This window comes from Bombilactobacillus sp. ESL1097 (assembly GCF_058107205.1).
The window spans coordinates 497,535-514,987 of the sequence record NZ_JBYLUB010000001.1; the positions used below are offsets into that span (position 1 = coordinate 497,535).

A 17,453-nucleotide genomic window follows, 5' to 3' on the forward strand; every position below is an offset into this window, starting at 1 on the left:
AATTTGTTTATTTTAATTTTACAATTGTGCGCTTTTTTGCATTGTACGTTCACTAATAAACATGAATGGTAAATAAAATAGCACGCCGATAATGATAATTAATAATTGTACAATGACGGCACGCCAATCACCGGCAGTACATAAATAAGCATTTAAGAGGGGCGGAGTGGTCCAAGGAACTAAAACCACGACACGATTCATCCAACCAATGGCTGTGAAAAAGTAAGCAATTAAATCACCAATGACGGGCATTAAAACAAAGGGAATCATCATAGGAATATTAAAAACGATAGGATAGCCAAAGATGACGGGTTCATTAATATTAAAGATACTAGGCGCAATGGCTAATCCCGCAATTTCTTTGCTGGATTTCATTTTGGAAAAAATAAAAATAGCAATTAATAAACACAAGGTACAGCCCGTACCACCAATCATTCCGAACACATCGCGAAAAGTATAAGTCAAAATATAGGGAATATGTTTGTGTGCTTCAAAGGCTGCCATATTCTTATTCATATTGATTAATAATAATGGATCCAGTAAAGTCCCATTGATAACTGTTTGGTGAATACCTAAAGTAAAGAGAAAGTTTCCTACACTATAGATAAAAAGCATCCCCGGTAAGCTAGTTGTAAAGCCGCGTAATGGTTCTTGAATTAAGTTGGTAATCAGGTCAATCAAGTTAGTTTTACCGAAAACCATCAATAGGGCGGAAATGAGTGCAAAAATACTTAAAGTTAAGATAGAGGGAATCAAGTCGTTAAACGAAGCGGCTATCGCTGGCGGAATATTTTCCCCGAGATGAATTTTTAAATGTTTAATATTTGATAAACCAATAAATAATTCGGTTGCTAATAATCCAATAATAATGCCAGAGAACATTCCTGTGGTGCCCAAGTTAGTATAAGATAAGCCACCGGTGACGTTAATATTTTTCGTACTGTGGGCAATGGTTAACTTAACTGTAGCGGGCATCATAATAATTAAGCTAGCTAAGGAAATAATAGCCGCAAGAATTCCGTTCTTATACTTTTTATTAACTGATAAGGTATAACCAATTGCTGGTGCTAAAACTAATCCGGCAATGTTTAAGGTCCCGTTGCTAATGTCACTGCCCCAAATTTGTAAATTGGCTAAGGTTTTGCCATGAGCAAATAGAGGAAAGACTACATTATTCATTAAGACACCTAAGCCAGCTAAAATGAAGAGGGGCATGATTGTGGCAAAAGCATCTCGCAAAGAGCGTAAGTGAACTTCATTACCAATTTTGACAGAAATTTCAGTAAATTTATCAAAAAAGCGTTTGCCACGACTTTTATTTGCTGAAGCAGTTTGAGCCATTAAAACAACCTCCTTATGGTTAAATCTGATTGAAGAATATTTGCTCGTGTTTCACTGTTGGTCTATTTACAATTAAAATAATTGATTACCATTGGATTGGATTACTTTTTGCAGCCAGTGATAACTTTTTTTGGGGACCCGTTTTAAATCTTTGAGATCATGATTCGTGCGATTGACATAAACAACGCCATAACGTTTATCCACATTGCCTTGGGAACTTGGAATATCAATTAACCCCCAACCCAAATAACCAATAACGTGAGCTCCATCTTGGACTGCTTGTTTCAAGGCCACCAAATGTTGGCGATGGTAGTTAATACGGTAATAGTCATTAATTTCGTGTTGACCATCCCAACTTTCACGGACCCCAAGACCATTTTCAATTGGGAAAATCGGTAAGTGAGTGCGGTTAGCTAAGTCCATTAAAATACCATAAAAACCTTGGGGATCAATTTGCCACTGCCATTCATTAGTTTGTAAATAAGGATTATGCGCATGACCTACGGAACCAAAGTCATTAGGAATAGTCCCAACGGGGATTTTAGAGCTGTCTAGGCAAGAGGTTGCATAATAGCTAAAACTGATAAAATCACTACGGGTTTGTTTGATTTCAGCTAGCTCACTAGTTTGTAAAATGTCTTCTAAGTGTTGTTGCTTCATAAAGGCCACTACTTCGTCTGAATATTGTCCTTCAGTAAAAATGCGCAAAAGATTATAATCTGTAAATTCTTTAAATTTTCTAACTGCGGCCACATCTTGTGGATTAGCAGTAGCGGGATAAATTTCTTGGAAAGCTTCCATTCCGCCAATTTTTAAATCAGGATAATTTTGATGAATAAAGTTAGCGATACGCGCATGAGCTAAAGCTAAATTATGTTGAATTTGAAACAGTTCACGAGTAGTTTTTTGCCCCTTTAAGTAGCCACTACAATGAAAGGCTTCTTGGGTACTATATAAATTTTGTTCGTTAAACGTGAGCCAATATTTGACTTGTGAAGAAAACTCAATCACCATTTGTTGACCGTAAGTCACAAAATTGTCAACCACATGTTTGTTCACAAAGCCATTATATTTTTGTGCTTGCTTTAAAGGCATGTCAAAATGATATAAGCAAATCATCGGTTGAATACCATTTTTAAGTAATTCATCAATTAAGTCATGATAAAATTTGAGACCTTGTTTATTAAACTGGCCTTCGCCATCAGGTTGCACACGACTCCAAGAGATTTGAAAACGATAGAAGTTCATTCCTAAATCCTTCATTAAGGCAATATCTTCGGGATAGCGGTGATATTCATCAATGGCTACCGACCAATCAGAATTGTTGGGGCCACTGGGGCGTAGGTCATAAACAGAAGCGCCTTTGCCACCTTCGTTAGCTGCACCTTCAGTCTGCATACTAGAGGTAGAATTACCCCAGAAAAAGTTATCTGGTAACTGTGTCATAATTTATACTCCTTTTTTGTAATCGCTAACATTTAAAACCACTTTTAAGTATAGACATTTATTTTTAAATGTAAATACTTTTTATTGAATCTTTCAATGGCCTAGTGGAGAGTGATAAACTTAATTCAAGTGATAAAAAGGTGGGATCAGTTGATGGCACAAAAACCTAAATATTTAATCATTGCTGCAACTTTAAAAAAACGGATTCAAAACGGAACGTATTTACCGGGAACACCTTTTCCACAGCAAAGTAAATTGGCTCAAGAATTTCAAACTAGTCGCGTAACAGTTCGCAAAGCCATTGAACAGTTGATAAAGGTTGGCTTGGTCTATACTCAGCGAGGAGCGGGGACTTTTGTTCGAACTACCGTGTTAAAAACTTCTCACTTTGATCGTGCAGTGGATCAATATATTGGTACGACTAAATTAGTTGGTGATCAAAGTCGTGTGACCAGTCAAATTATTCAATTTCAAATTCGCTATCCTAATGCTGAAGAGTGTCAGTTACTAAATTTGACACCGCACGAAATGGTTTATGATATTCAACGCCAACGTTTAGTCGATCGCGAACCCTATGCTTTGGAGTATACAAAAATGCCAGTCAAAATTGTGCCCGGCATCGATGAAACGGTTTTAAAGGCTTCAGTCTATCGTTACATTGAAACCACGTTGCATCAAAAAATTGGTGCTGCTTACCGTAAGATTAGTGCTGCAAAAGCCACGGCAGCTGACCAACAGTATTTAGCTTGTCAAAATTCTGATCCCATTTTGCGTTTGCGTCAGGTCGTTTTTTTAGAAAATAATGTTCCGTTTGAATTGTCTGAAACACATCATCGATATGATAAAGAGCAAATTACAGTTTATCTGCCAGGACATACTAAGTGACGCTACTAATTTATTAAGAATGCAACATTAATTAAAATTAATTATAGCTATTTTTAAATTAATAAAAATTAAAAGATAAGCTATTTCTATAAAACCATTCTTGACAAAATAGGATTTAATGCTATTCTTTAAATTAAATAAAAATTAAAAAGAGAGGTAAGTAAGATGGCTAAAGTAAAAGCATCAGAGGTTGATTTTAATAATTTAGGATTTAATTACTTAGACTTACCTTATCGCTACCAGGCAACTTACAAAGATGGTCAATGGCAAGATGAAGGTTTGGTCACCGAAAGTGATGTAACAATTAATGAGGATTCAACGGCCTTACACTACGGACAATCAGTTTTTGAAGGTTTAAAAGCTTATCGTACTAAAGATGGTCATGTGCAATTATTCCGTCCCGATCAAAATGCGCAACGAATGCAAAACAGTTGTCAGCGTCTGTTGATGCCACAAGTACCAACTGACATGTTTGTAGATGCTGTGAAACAAGTGGTGAAGGCGAACATTGATTTTGTGCCACCTTATGGTAACGGAGCAACGTTATATTTACGACCAATTATGATGGGTGTTGGCGGCATGATTGGTGTACATCCGGCAACTGAATATATTTTTCGGATTTTTGCAATGCCAGTTGGTAATTACTTTAAAGGTGGTTTAACACCAACTAATTTCACCACTTCGCAATATGATCGGGCAGCGCATAAAGGAACTGGACAAAGTAAAGTTGGTGGTAACTATGCTGCTAGTTTAATGCCTGGTGACGCTGCGCAAAAGCATGGTTTTTCCGATTGTGTTTATCTGGATCCGGTTAATCATGAAAAGATTGAAGAAGTTGGATCAGCCAATTTCTTTGGAATTACGAAAGATGGTACGTTTGTGACACCAAAATCACCATCTATTTTACCGAGTGTTACCAAATATTCACTTTTGTATTTAGCTGAGCATGAGTTAAACATGCCAACTGAGCAAGGTGATGTTTATATCAATGATTTAGATCGTTTCGCAGAAGCTGGGGCTTGTGGTACAGCGGCAGTTATTTCACCAATTGGTGGTTTGGAGCACAATGGTAAGATGCACGTCTTTTATAGTCAAACTGAGGTCGGACCAGTGACCAAGAAGTTGTATGACATCTTAACTGGCATTCAATTTGGTGATCGCAAAGGACCTGAAGGCTGGGTTGAACCAGTTGAATAAAAGCAATTTATTAATAAACTTCAATTAAAATCTCAAAGCATTTAATATAGTTATAAACTAATTATATTAAATGCTTTTTTTGTTTTTTAAGTAAAAATTAAAAAATCTCTTGACCATGTGAAGATATTCACTTAAAATTCAATTGTGGGATTCAAAAAATCAAAAAGAGGTTAACTGATATGAAAGCAGCAGTAGTACGGGACAATTGCGATGGTTATGTTGATATTAAAGATGTTAAGTTACGTGATCTGCGAGCCGGTGAAGCTTTAGTTAAGATGGAATACTGTGGCTTGTGTCATACGGATTTGCATGTAGCCGCGGGTGACTTTGGTAAAGTTCCCGGCCGCATTATCGGGCATGAAGGTGTTGGTAAAGTGATTCAAGTAGCCGCTGGAGTTTCTACTTTAAAAATTGGTGATCGAGTATCAATTGCGTGGTTTTATCAAGGCTGCGGGCATTGCGAATATTGTACGACTGGCCGTGAAACTTTATGCCGTAATGTTTTAAACTCTGGGTTTAATGTTGACGGTGCGATGGCTGAAGAATGTATCGTTCCTGCTGACTATGCAGTTAAAGTTCCCGCTGATTTAGATCCGATTGAGGCTACTTCTCTAACTTGCGCGGGAGTAACAGTTTATAAGGGCTTGAAGACCGGAAATGTTCGTCCTGGTCAATGGGTTGAAGTGGTTGGCACTGGTGGCTTAGGCAATTTAGCAGTACAATATGCTAAGAATGTTTTTGGTGCGCATGTAGCAGCAGTCGACATTAATGATGAAAAATTGCAAGCTACTAAAAAGTTAGGGGCTGATCTGACAATTAATTCGCAAACCGAAGATGCTGCTGATGTTTTACAAACTAAAGTTGGTGGTGTTCATAGTGCAATTATTACGGCTGTGAGCCCGTCGGCATTTACATCGGCAGTTAACTCATTAAGACCAGACGGAACGTTAGTAGCGATTGCTTTACCTCAAGGAGACATGTCTTTAAATATCTCTAAGACTGTTTTAGATGGGATTAAAGTTGCTGGTTCATTAGTTGGTACTCGGCAAGATTTGGCTGAAGCTTTTGCTTTTGGAGCTGAACAAAAAGTAAAGCCGATTGTCCAAACACGTAAATTATCGGAAATTAACGATATTATTGATGAAATGAAAAACAATCAAATTGTTGGACGAATGGTAGTTGATTTTACTAATAATTAATATTTTAGCCAAAACAAAAAGTGATGTGACAAAAGCACAGTTGGTTTGAACTAATTGTGCTTAGTCGCATCACTTTTTAGATTATTCATAATTAGTACTTAATTTTGCAATTGGCGGTGCTGCCAGTAATAAACGGGCCAGCCAGTTAAGGTTAATCCCAAACCGGCTAAGGCTAGTAATGGTTGACTGACCGTAGTATTGATCACAATAAATAAACCACCTAAAATTGCTAAAATAGGAGGGATGGGGTACCAAATAATTTGATACGGTCGCTGCAAATTAGGTTTGTTTTTACGGAGAATAAAAATTCCGATGAACAGAAGAATTGAAAAGATCCAAGAGATATAAACCAACATATTGGTTAAAGTGTCAAAAGTTCCCGAAAAAATCATGATGACGGCAATTAAACTTTCGAATAATAAACTGTTGGTGGGCATTTTTGTTTTGGCATTTAAATGGCTAAAAAAATGGGCTGCTGGTAATTGTTTTTGAATACCTAAAGTATACGGCATGCGAGAACCAACCATTAAGTGACCATTCACTGCACCATAAACTGATACTAAAATACCGATGGTTAAAATTTTGCCACCCAGCGGCCCAAATAATTTTTGGGCCGTTTGCATAGCAGCGTTTTGATTGCCCGCAATTTGGGTAAAGGGCAAAATTTTGATAAAGCTCCAGTTGAGTAAAGTATAAACAATGGTTACGGCGATTAATCCCCAAATAATAGCATGCGCTAAATTTTTTTCCGGACGTTTAATTTCACCAGCTAAATTACCAATGCTTAGCCAACCATCGTAGGCAAATAAAGTAGCGAGTAAAGCTTGCCCGAAAGCTTGCGGATGTTGAAAGGTTAAGGCTGATGTTAAATGACTCCAATTTAAATTGTTAGTGGTATTAAACCCCAAGGCAGCAATAATAATAGCGATAATTGGAATCAATTTAATAATTAAAGTCAATTTTTGTACTTGACTGCTGAGCTTACTACCTAACCAGTTGACAATAACTAATGAAAAAAGGCACATTAGCGCCCACATGGTTGGCGAAATGTGTGGTAAATTAAATAGTTGTTGTGCTTGCGTTCCAAAAACGATGGAAATTGCTGCAATATTAGCGGGATAGTATACAATGATTAAGGACCAACCAAACAAGAAAGCAATCTTGGGTCCATAAATTTCGCTGAGGTATTTAACGGGACCACCGTTTTCAGGATAAGTAGCAGCTAATTCGGCAACGGTTAAACCAGCCATGAGGGTAATAATTCCGGCTAATGGCCAAACTAAAATACTAAGCCAGGAACTTTTGGTTAATTGCGTAATACTAGCAACTTTAAAAAAGACTCCGCCACCGATGACAGTCCCCATGACGGTAGCCAGAGCCGAGAAAAGAGATAATTGACGTTTCATTTGCTTCATTCCTAACTAAATTTTCTTAATACTGAGTATTGTACTTGATTTTAAGAGAGAGGCAAAGATTTTTAATGCAGTCACGATTAATGGTCCGTCAACAAAAATTTCATAAAAAACAACTGCTCTTTGTGGGCTTTTTATTATTGGTTTTGGCAGGGCTTTTTGTGAGTAAACAAATTTTCAATTATTGGCAAAAAAGTGGTCGTCCCAGTACTAGCAACTATCCAGTTTTAGGAGTTAGCTTGAGTCAAACGGATGGCTATCAGGACTTTCATTTGCTGAAGAAACATGGCATAGATTTTGTTTATTTAAGGGCCACTCAAGGTGCAGATTATTTTGATGATGCATTCTTAAGTAATTATTGGCGGATTCAAGGCGCGCAATTACCGTATGGTATTGAGCATGATTTTAGTTGGCAAACTTCACCACAGGCCCAGTTTACTAATATTAAGGCTAGTGTTGGTACTCGAGTAGGAACGTTACCGTTAGTTCTGCAAGTTAAAGCTCCCTCAGCTTCGCAGTTAACTGCGCACCAAATTGATAAATCTGTTTCACGATTACAAAGTTTGCTGGTAAAATATTATCAGCGCCCAGTTTTAATTCAAACAGATCCAGCCTTGAATTATTTGATCAATCATAATTCATGTGGCGGTATTTTACAGACTAGACCCCATCCCATTAAGGGTGATCAAGTGAAATTTTGGCAATATACGGATGCTGGACGCATTCCTAGTTTGGCAACTGCCAATCAGTATAGTTTATTAGTGTTTAACGGCAATCAGCAGCAATGGGCGGCTTTTTTGCAAACAGGAGGTTGGTAAAATGTTACGTTTAGGTGTAATTGGTACCAATTGGATCACTAAACAATTTGTGCAAGCAATTCAGGCTACGGCTAGTTTTCAATTGACAACAATTTATTCACGCACATTAAGTCATGCTCAAAAATTGGCGCAGCAATTAAAAATAGAAGACGTTAAGTTAGTCGATCAACGTGAACAACTTTTTACTAGTTCCCAAGTTGATGTGATCTATGTGGCTTCACCTAATAGTTGTCACTTTCAAGATATTATGGCCGCTTTAGAATGCCACAAACATGTGATTGTAGAGAAACCGTTGGTCTCCAAGCGCTCTGAATTTTTGCAAATTCAAGCTTTTTTAAAACAACATCCGGAGTTATTTGTTTTTGAAGCTGCCCGGCATATTCATGAGACTGAATTTCACCAATTACAACAACGAGTGGCCGAATTACCAGTAATTACGGGCGCCACGATTATTTATCGCAAATACTCTAGTCGCTATGATCAAGTCTTAGCGGGCCAAGAACCGAATGTGTTTTCACCCAAATTTTCGGGCGGCGCCTTGTATGATTTGGGAGTTTATTTAATTTATGATGCCCTTTGCTTATTTGGACAACCACTAACGGCTCAGTATTTTCCGCAAATGATTGCGACGAAAGTTGATGGTCAAGGGACTTTAGTCTTACATTATCACGAGTTCGACGTAACCCTATTAGTAGGCAAAATTAGTAACTCTTTATTACCATCGGAAATTTATAGTAATCACCAAACGCTTTTATTTAATGATGGTGGCACCATTCGAAAAATTTGGGATGATCAAAACCAGCAAGTGCAAAAATTTGCGGATCACAATCCGATGCTGGCGGAAGCGCAAGTTTTTAGTCAAATTATTCAACAACATGATCACAAAGAATTCTTACGGCTCTGGCAATTAGCTGATCAAGTGAATCAAATTTTAACAACGGTGCGCTTAGCAGCGAAAATTCACTTTACTGCCGATGAGAAATGAGGAAAATATGCAAATACCAAAGATTTATCAAAAATATTATCAGCAACATCATTTTCAAAGTTTGACACCGATTCAAGAACAAGTCTATGAACCGCTACAACAAGGAAAATCCTTACTGGCTTTAGCTCCTACTGGTTCTGGTAAAACATTAGCATTTGGAATGCCGTTATTGTCTAAATTAACGCTTAATGGTGGGATTCAGTTACTAGTACTGGAACCTTCTCAGGAGTTGGCTATTCAAACGCGCAATGTGTTACGCTCTTTAAATCCCCAGTTACGGGTGTTAGAGGTGATTGGAGGTGCTAATGTTCAGCGGCAAATTGAACATTTAAAACAAAAACCTGAGGTCGTTGTCGGAACAATTGGGCGCATTCAAGATCTAGTTGTTAAACGCAAATTTAAATTAAATAAAATCCAGACGGTGGTCATTGATGAGGCTGATGATTTGTTGATGGATAAATTGACGCCGGTACGGGATTTATTGGGTCGCTTGCAAGGTCAGTTTCAATTAGCCTTGTTTTCAGCGACGGCGGCGCCGATTTTTCAAGAATTGTCTAAGTGGTTTCCTCAAGATTTTCTCAAGATTGATTTGCGTGCCGACCAACAGTTTCGGGCGGGGATCAAGCATTACTTTTTATTGACGAGTAATTCACAAAAAGCAGCTACTTTACAACGTTTAGCACATCGCAAACACAAACGCAATTTAGTTTTTTATCAATCTAGTAAAGAATTACACCAATACGCTGCCGATATGCGGTATCGCAAAACGTATTTTACAGTATTAGATACCAGTGATCCGAAAAAACGGCGGGCTGATGCACTAGTTAATTTTAAAAAGCGTGATACTTCACTTTTATTGACGACGGATGTAGCAGCTCGGGGCATGGATTTGCCGGATTTAACGACAGTCATTAATTGGAACAATCCGCAAAATTTAACAGAGTATATTCATCGTAGCGGTCGGACCGGTCGGATGGGGCGTAACGGCGAGGTAATTACTTTAGGTAACGAACATGATTTTCGACAATTACAAGAATTATTGCAAGCGCAACATATTAAATTACGGAAAGTGCAGTTAGTTGATGAACAGTTGGTAACGGCCCAGTCCTCCAAAAGTGGGGCTAAAGCAAAAGTTATTCGGCATCGTTCTAAAAAGCGACAACGTGATCAAAAACGCCAAGGTTATCATGGTGTCAAAAAATAATCTTTACAGTTGAGTTATTTCGTGGCAAGATTAAACCATGGTCTCGTGGCTCAGCTGGATAGAGCAACTGCCTCCTAAGCAGTAGGTCATCGGTTCGAATCCGATCGAGATCATCGTGTTGCCGCTGTTCATTAGTGATCTGCGGCTTTTTTATTTCAAAAATTTTGTTTGAAAGAAATAAAAAATTAAACCACAAATAATTAAACTTAAAATAAAAAAGAAGCTGTAGCGCCAATGTTGGTGTAAAATTTGATCAAAAGTAAAAACTAAACTAAAGCCGCAAATTAATAATAATATGCCGCAAATTATTAAATAAATCATAAAAAAACTCCTAGTGTAAATAAAATAGGTGATTGAGGAGGAACACTTTTGCAAAAAATCAAGGTTATGACGGTTTTTGGAACGCGTCCAGAAGCCATTAAGATGGCACCTTTGGTCTTGAAATTACAGCAGCAAGCCCAATACTTTCAAACCACCACAGTTGTTACTGCTCAACATCGAGAAATGTTAGATTCAGTCTTGGATATTTTTCATATTCATCCAGATTATGACTTGAACATTATGAAGAAAAAGCAATCATTAAGTGGAATTACTAGTTCAGTCTTGCTAGACATGGATGATGTTTTTGAACAAGAACAGCCGGATATTGTGTTAGTACATGGCGATACAACCACCACGTTAGCGGCTGCCATGTCAGCTTTTTATCACCAAACGGCGATTGGTCATGTGGAAGCGGGGTTGCGTACTTGGAATAAGTATTCACCTTGGCCTGAGGAAATGAATCGGCAAATGACCGATGATCTGGCGGATTTGTATTTTGCGCCGACGGAGCAAAGCAAAGCTAATTTATTAACTGAAAATCATCCAGCAGAACAAATTTTCGTCACTGGGAATACTGCCATTGATGCGCTGGAACAAACTGTCCAAAGTGACTATCATCATCACGCTTTAGATCTTGTTGACCATAATAAGCGAATGATTTTGGTGACCATGCACCGCAGAGAAAATCAAGGTGCACCGATGAAACGAGTGTTTCAAGCGATGCTAGAAGTCGTCCAAAGTCATTCTGATGTAGAAATTATCTATCCCGTTCATTTAAATCCAGTGGTTCAACAAGCTGCTCATGAAGTTTTAGGTGATCATGAACGCATTCATTTAATTGATCCGTTAGATGTGTTAGATTTTCATAATCTGGCTGCGCGGTCTTATTTTATCATGAGCGATTCTGGCGGTGTTCAAGAAGAAGCCCCAGCTTTAGGTAAGCCAGTATTGGTTTTACGTGACACGACGGAGCGTCCCGAGGGAGTTCAAGCCGGGACTTTGAAATTAGTAGGTACTGATCCCCAAAAGGTCAAAGCGGCAATGAGTCAACTGTTAGATGATTCCGCAGCTTATCAAGCGATGGCTCAAGCCAAAAATCCCTATGGTGATGGTTTAGCGAGTGAACGCATTTGTGCGGCTATTCGTTATCATTTTCAACAATTAGCGCAGCGTCCAGCGGAGTTTAGTTACCATAAATAAAATGAATTATTTGTTAAAAAAGATGTTCGCAGTAATACGAACATCTTTTTTTCATGGTACTTTAAAAGTCATAAATTAGTCCTAACAATAGGCATTTGATTTAAGGTAAATCATGACCAGCTGCCAAGTACAGATCGTACCATTCTTGACGACTCAATGAAAAATCAGTACATTCACTGCTAGAGATAATATGTTTGGGCTGCGTAGTTCCTAAGAGAACTTGGATTTTGGCGGGATGGCGTAGAATCCAAGCAGCGGCAATCGCATTTTTATTAGTTTGATATTTCTGGGCCAATTGGGCTAAAACTTGGTTTAAATGCGGAAATTGTGCGCTATTAATAAAAGTTCCTTTCGAAAAATCAGCTTGAAAAGGTGACCAAGCTTGAAGGGTCAAGTGGTGTTGTTGACAATATTCTAAAGTGCCGCCAGTGCGATCAATAGCGAAAGCGTTGGCCATATTAACATGTAAGCCAAAGTCAATCAGTTGAGTATGAGCTAAGCTAAATTGCAATTGGTCTACAACTATTGGAGTAGATAAGCCTGATTGTAAAAGTTGAATCTGGGCGGCATTAAAGTTGGAAACGCCAAAGTTTTTGACTTTACCGGCTTGCTGTAGTTGTTGAAAAGCCGAATTAACTTCTGCTAAATCCATCAGTGGATCGGGGCGATGTAAAATAAACAAATCTAAATAATCGATTTGCAGGCGCTGTAAAATTTGCTCGACGCTGTGCAATAAATATTGCGCTGAAAAATCATAACGTTGACCCGGGACAATACCAGCCTTAGATTGAATAATCCAATCTTCGCGTTGAAAATTGCCTGTAGTGAAAGCATTACCGAAAACTTGTTCAGATTGACCATTGCCATAAATATCGGCAGAATCAATGAAATTAATACCACATTGTTGGGCAGCAATTAAATTAGCAGTGGCTTGAGCCGTGGATAAATCTTTCCAGCGCATAAGACCTAAAGCTACAGTGGATACTGGTGGTAAGTTTGGACTAATCTGCAAATATTTCATTGAAGAACCTCCTGATGAAAATAAGTATACGACGAAACGAGTTCGATTTGTACCAATTGACTTGGTAACTTGTTTTTTTAAATTAACTCTTTATAATATGATTAAAAAGGAGAAAATTTAATGGATTTTGCACAATTAAATGAAACTTTAGCTAATAGTATTCAACAGTTCAACTTGCCCGCTTGTGGAGTCGGAATAGCGAGTCATGATCAAACGATGGTTCAGGGATACGGTGATTATGATGATCAATGGGTCTTTCCCCTGTGTTCCATTTCCAAAAGTTTTCTGGCAACCACCATTTGTCAACTAGCTGATCAGGGCGTTTTAGATTTGGATAAACCGATTATTGATAGTTGGCAGCAATTTAAAGTTTATGATGATTATGCTACTAAACATTTAACGTGGCGTGATTTGTTATGTCATCGTAGTGGAGTGCCGGCACATGATTTAATGCGCTTTACCAATGGTCCACTGAGTTTAAGTCAAGTAGTCACGAAAGTGCCATATTTAAAACCGAACGTTGATCTACGCTATAAAATGCAATACAGTAACTTAATGTTTGCTGAATTAACATTTGCGTTAGAGCAGGTTTTAGGAACGGATTATTATTCTTATCTACAACAACATCTATTAACAGATTTAAACTTAACTAATACTTATGTACATGATGAAGCAGTAGCGTTAGAACAAATTGCTCCAGCTTATTTGCCAGAAGGTAATCATTATCGTCCAATGCAATTCATGTCTCCTGGTCATTTAGGTGGGGCCAGCAGTATGTTAGCAAAGCCACAAGATTTATTGACCTGGGCGCAATTTCAATTGCAGAATTATCAACAACAGTCACATAATAATGCGGCGCAAATGTATCAACCACAAATTGTTATGCAACCTAGTCGCAATTATGCCCAGCCACAATTGAGTGCTTACGGCTTTGGAATGATGATGGAAACCTATCGCGGGTATAAATATTTTTATCATACGGGTTCTTTTATTGGCTATTGTGCAATTTTAGGTTTTGTACCGGAATTAGATTTAGCTTTTGGCATGGTCACCAATTTAGATTCAACAAATGCAATGTTTGGTTTGGCTTATCAAATAATTGATCAAGCAGCTCAATTACCAACAGTTGATTGGACACACAAGATTTTACAAGATGACCATCAAAAAGCTAGCCAAAAAAAGCAGCAGCTACAACAACAATTTGGGGCTACTAAACAAGTTGTTTTGAGTCGTCCAGAGTGGTTAGGTGTCTACGCTAATCCGGGGTATGGTCGCTTAGAGTTGTGTGCAGAGCAGGGGCAGTTGCATATTAAATTTGCGCAATTTGATTTTGCTATTGTCACTGATTTAAAGGGACAAGCTTGGATTGATATTGCTCCATTGAATAAAATCGTACAATTAAACATTACGCAACAACAAATTGCTTTGTTTGCAGAAACAGCACTAAATGAACCGATCATTTTTTCACGGCAGTAATAATGATGGTAATTAAAAAAGGTGAGACTTTTATCCCACCTTTTTTTGATCGTGCTTTCATTTTTCACGATGAATCCGCTGATGTAGATGTTGAATCATGGCGCTATTTTCTCGCAAAAAAATAGCTTGCGTGGATAAATAATTGACTAAACCAACGATGATTTGGTCTAACATTTTAGCAATTAAATTGTTCCATTGTAACAGGCTGATGCCAATCCACATCAAAATATTATCTAAAATTAATGACAGTAACCGCTGCGAAAGGAAAAGTCCACTTTCTTGGATAAAAGTTTTCCAATTTTGATAGCTGCTTTGAAAGACAATTTTTTTGTTAACAATGAAAGAAAAAACATTCGCAATCAGCCAGGCGACAGTATTGGCAACTAACATATTAATACGCCAGTGATTGTGTAAAATATGAAAAGCAAAGACATTAATAACAGAAGCTAAGAAACCATAAAATGTGTAAACAATAAAATCGCGATGCTTTTTATAGATATCCATGAGTCAACTTCTTTTCTCTTACTTAGAATAGGTCAATCAATGTTTGGGCAAAGTGGTCTAATTTAGCAATATCGGCGCTCTGCGGGGCGAGCTCTACTTTGACACTAGTGGCGCCTTTGATGGCTCCAGCTTGTTCAAATGCTTGTTCAAAATGATCAACTGCAATGGCAAAATCTTGATAAAAAGTATCGCCTGAACCACAAACACCAAAGATTTTGCCTGAGAGGTCGGCTTCTTGTAAGTCATGATAAAAGTCGAGGCCTTCGTCTGGAATGTTACCTTCTAAGCCATCAGAATAAGTGTAACTAACCACAATACAGAGATCGGCGGTTTGAAAATCTTGGACATCAGTTTGGGAGATTTCTGAGACGTCCACTTCCATCTTGGCGTTTTCAAAATCTTCACTTAAAATATCTGCCATATCTTCATCATTACCAGTCATACTGGCATAAACGATTTTTACTTTTGTCACGAATCTTGCTCCATTCCCATAATCTCGGCAACTATTATATCATAATTTTGATTTGGATAAATTACTAGCTAGATACTTATTAATAAGTTTAAAAATTCTAAAATTTTTTGAGCGTTTGAAAGTAAAAAGGAAATTATTAGTCAATTATTCGTCCGTTGAGCTATAATAAAATTAGCGTGAAAGAGTGGAGGTAACTTGTTTGATTACATTAAAATCAGCTAGAGAAATTGAAGGTATGAGAAAGTCAGGTGCTTTGTTGGCGCAAACCCATATTGGTTTACGGAACATTATCAAACCGGGAATTTCTAGTTTTGAAATTGAAAAGTTTGCTGATAAATTTATTACAGATCATGGTGGGCATCCATCAGAAAAAGGTTTTGAAGGCTATCGTTACGCAACTTGTGTGTGTGTGAATGATGAAGTAGCGCATGCAGAACCACGCCACAGTTTGATTTTAAAAAACGGCGATATTGTGAAAGTCGATATGACAGTTGAATTGGATGGTTATCAAAGTGATTCCTGCTGGTGTTATGCTGTGGGGGAAATTTCGCCCGAAAAAAAGCATTTGATGGAAGTCACTAAAAAAGCTTTATATTTAGGAATTGATCAGGCTCAAGTCGGTAATCGCTTAGGTGATATTGGTTACGCTATTCAACATTATGTCGAAGATCAAGAACATATGGGTGATGTGCGTGATTTAATTGGTCACGGGATTCAACCGACGATGCACGAAGCACCGAATGTGCCCCATTATGGTGAACCAGGCAAGGGCTTACGGCTCAAAGAAGGCATGACTATTACCATTGAACCAATGGTTAACTTGGGAACTTGGGAAATTACCAGCAAGTTTACAGATAATAATTGGGAATATTTTGTGTCAGCTGATGGAACTCCTTCAGCTCAGTATGAGCACACCTTGGCTATTACCAAAGATGGTCCTAAAATTTTAACTTCGCAAGATCCTATTGGTGATCAAAAATATTTGTAAAAGGATAATAATTTGGCTTCTGATAAAGAAAAACAGTCCTTATTTGCTTCTGATTTAACGTGGTTTCAAAAATTGATTTATTTTTGTCAATTAGTGATGCAACGGATTAAAAGTGGCAATATTGGTCTTTCTTCCAAAGCAGTAGTTTATTACGGCTTACTGTCATTTTTTCCATTAATTTCATTGGTTGGTAGTGCGTTACCATTATTTCATTTGGATCCGCAAATGTTACTAGGATATGCTCAAAATTTAATGCCGACGCGTTTAATTAAATTTATTGATCCAATCTTAACTAAATTATTGACTCAAAAAAGTAACGGGCTACTGTCATTTGGTATTTTGGGAACACTCTGGTCTAGTTCAGGTGTGGTTAATATTTTAAAACGAAGTATTAACCAAGTTTATGGATTAGATAATCAAACTATTTATACAAAAAAATCATTGTTAAATTTTCTTATTCTAAGAAGTGTAGCGATTTTGGTAACCACTTCATTAATTGTGATTTTGTTAATACTGTTTCTGACAGTTTTAGTTGGGCAACAATTATTAAATTGGTTGCAATCCTATGTTTTATGGGGACCGAAGTTACTACAAGAATTTATTCATTGGAAATGGCCGGTAACCGGTTTGGTTTTAGTCGTCATCTTACTAGTCGCCTATATCTTTTTGCCGAATTCTCACGAAAAGATTAGTTATGTTTGGCCAGGAACGGTGTTTACAACAATAGGTTTTAGTTTATTATCACAAGGCTTTTCGTTATATATTAAATATTTTGGTAGTCGCTGGCATTCTTATGGCACGATTGGTACTTTTTTTATTCTAGTATTGTGGCTTAACTTTCTTGCGTATATCTTTTTGATCGGGGCTGCCATTAATGCCGCTGTGCTTCAAGCATTTCAAGGTCAGTTAGAACAATCTGGTGGTTTAAAACAGTTTTACCAACAACGAAAAAATCACCATAAATAGTTATTTTGTTGTATGATG

16 protein-coding genes and 1 tRNA gene are annotated in these 17,453 nt (G+C 37.6%); 11 read left to right on the top strand and 6 right to left on the bottom strand.

Translation table 11 applies throughout. The annotated features are described in order from the left end of the window. Positions 1-18: 18 nt before the first annotated feature. Positions 19-1,341, bottom strand: coding sequence for a PTS sugar transporter subunit IIC (locus AC3B6D_RS02385; RefSeq protein WP_489774808.1), 1,323 nt, complete (start codon positions 1,339-1,341; stop codon positions 19-21). Between the two features lie 72 nt (positions 1,342-1,413). Continuing rightward, a complete protein-coding gene (locus AC3B6D_RS02390; protein WP_489774809.1) occupies positions 1,414-2,787 on the bottom strand; it encodes a glycoside hydrolase family 1 protein in 1,374 nt (457 codons plus the stop codon). Positions 2,788-2,940: 153 nt separating this feature from the next. Here AC3B6D_RS02390 and AC3B6D_RS02395 point away from each other — a divergent pair, with 153 nt between their 5' ends. The 3 genes from AC3B6D_RS02395 (at position 2,941) to adhP (ending at position 6,068) form a co-directional block, all read left to right on the top strand. Next, a complete protein-coding gene (locus AC3B6D_RS02395) occupies positions 2,941-3,672 on the top strand; it encodes a GntR family transcriptional regulator (RefSeq protein ID WP_489769142.1) in 732 nt (243 codons plus the stop codon). Positions 3,673-3,837: 165 nt separating this feature from the next. Further along, the gene (locus tag AC3B6D_RS02400; protein WP_489757281.1) at positions 3,838-4,869 is read left to right on the top strand and encodes a branched-chain amino acid aminotransferase; all 1,032 of its coding nucleotides are present in this window, start codon (positions 3,838-3,840) and stop codon (positions 4,867-4,869) included. Positions 4,870-5,048: 179 nt separating this feature from the next. Next, entirely contained in the window at positions 5,049-6,068 is a 1,020-nt protein-coding gene (gene adhP, locus AC3B6D_RS02405; RefSeq protein WP_489774810.1) for an alcohol dehydrogenase AdhP, read from the top strand. A gap of 98 nt (positions 6,069-6,166) precedes the next feature. On the opposite strand, the gene AC3B6D_RS02410 is transcribed toward adhP, so the two are convergent. Beyond that, positions 6,167-7,474: an APC family permease gene (locus AC3B6D_RS02410; RefSeq protein WP_489757283.1), complete on the bottom strand. Its 1,308-nt coding sequence runs from the start codon at positions 7,472-7,474 to the stop codon at positions 6,167-6,169. A 74-nt stretch (positions 7,475-7,548) separates the two neighbouring features. Here AC3B6D_RS02410 and AC3B6D_RS02415 point away from each other — a divergent pair, with 74 nt between their 5' ends. The 5 genes from AC3B6D_RS02415 to wecB all read left to right on the top strand — a co-directional run bounded on the left by AC3B6D_RS02415 (position 7,549) and on the right by wecB (position 12,008). Continuing rightward, complete coding sequence (locus tag AC3B6D_RS02415; RefSeq protein ID WP_489769140.1) at positions 7,549-8,298, top strand: GH25 family lysozyme; 750 nt, start codon at positions 7,549-7,551, stop codon at positions 8,296-8,298. A gap of 1 nt (position 8,299) precedes the next feature. Continuing rightward, positions 8,300-9,283, top strand: coding sequence for a Gfo/Idh/MocA family protein (locus tag AC3B6D_RS02420; protein WP_489774811.1), 984 nt, complete (start codon positions 8,300-8,302; stop codon positions 9,281-9,283). A 7-nt stretch (positions 9,284-9,290) separates the two neighbouring features. Continuing rightward, positions 9,291-10,487, top strand: coding sequence for a DEAD/DEAH box helicase (locus tag AC3B6D_RS02425; RefSeq protein WP_489774812.1), 1,197 nt, complete (start codon positions 9,291-9,293; stop codon positions 10,485-10,487). Between the two features lie 39 nt (positions 10,488-10,526). After that, positions 10,527-10,600, top strand: a tRNA-Arg gene (locus AC3B6D_RS02430). Positions 10,601-10,856: 256 nt separating this feature from the next. Beyond that, positions 10,857-12,008, top strand: coding sequence for a non-hydrolyzing UDP-N-acetylglucosamine 2-epimerase (gene wecB, locus AC3B6D_RS02435; protein WP_489769137.1), 1,152 nt, complete (start codon positions 10,857-10,859; stop codon positions 12,006-12,008). A 100-nt stretch (positions 12,009-12,108) separates the two neighbouring features. On the opposite strand, the gene AC3B6D_RS02440 is transcribed toward wecB, so the two are convergent. Continuing rightward, a complete protein-coding gene (locus AC3B6D_RS02440; RefSeq protein WP_489774813.1) occupies positions 12,109-13,029 on the bottom strand; it encodes an aldo/keto reductase in 921 nt (306 codons plus the stop codon). Between the two features lie 120 nt (positions 13,030-13,149). Between AC3B6D_RS02440 and AC3B6D_RS02445 the strand changes: the two genes are divergently transcribed. After that, on the top strand, positions 13,150-14,505 hold the full coding sequence (locus AC3B6D_RS02445) for a serine hydrolase domain-containing protein (protein ID WP_489769135.1): 1,356 nt from the start codon (positions 13,150-13,152) through the stop codon (positions 14,503-14,505). A 57-nt stretch (positions 14,506-14,562) separates the two neighbouring features. On the opposite strand, the gene AC3B6D_RS02450 is transcribed toward AC3B6D_RS02445, so the two are convergent. Together AC3B6D_RS02450 and AC3B6D_RS02455 are read right to left on the bottom strand one after the other, a co-directional pair. Continuing rightward, the gene (locus AC3B6D_RS02450; protein ID WP_489757290.1) at positions 14,563-15,009 is read right to left on the bottom strand and encodes a GtrA family protein; all 447 of its coding nucleotides are present in this window, start codon (positions 15,007-15,009) and stop codon (positions 14,563-14,565) included. A 22-nt stretch (positions 15,010-15,031) separates the two neighbouring features. Beyond that, positions 15,032-15,481, bottom strand: a complete 450-nt coding sequence (locus AC3B6D_RS02455) for a flavodoxin (RefSeq protein ID WP_489757291.1) — start codon at positions 15,479-15,481, stop codon at positions 15,032-15,034. Positions 15,482-15,680: 199 nt separating this feature from the next. Between AC3B6D_RS02455 and map the strand changes: the two genes are divergently transcribed. Together map and AC3B6D_RS02465 are read left to right on the top strand one after the other, a co-directional pair. After that, positions 15,681-16,469: a type I methionyl aminopeptidase gene (map, locus tag AC3B6D_RS02460; RefSeq protein WP_489757292.1), complete on the top strand. Its 789-nt coding sequence runs from the start codon at positions 15,681-15,683 to the stop codon at positions 16,467-16,469. A gap of 12 nt (positions 16,470-16,481) precedes the next feature. Continuing rightward, a complete protein-coding gene (locus AC3B6D_RS02465; protein ID WP_489757293.1) occupies positions 16,482-17,435 on the top strand; it encodes a YihY/virulence factor BrkB family protein in 954 nt (317 codons plus the stop codon). Positions 17,436-17,453: the final 18 nt, after the last annotated feature.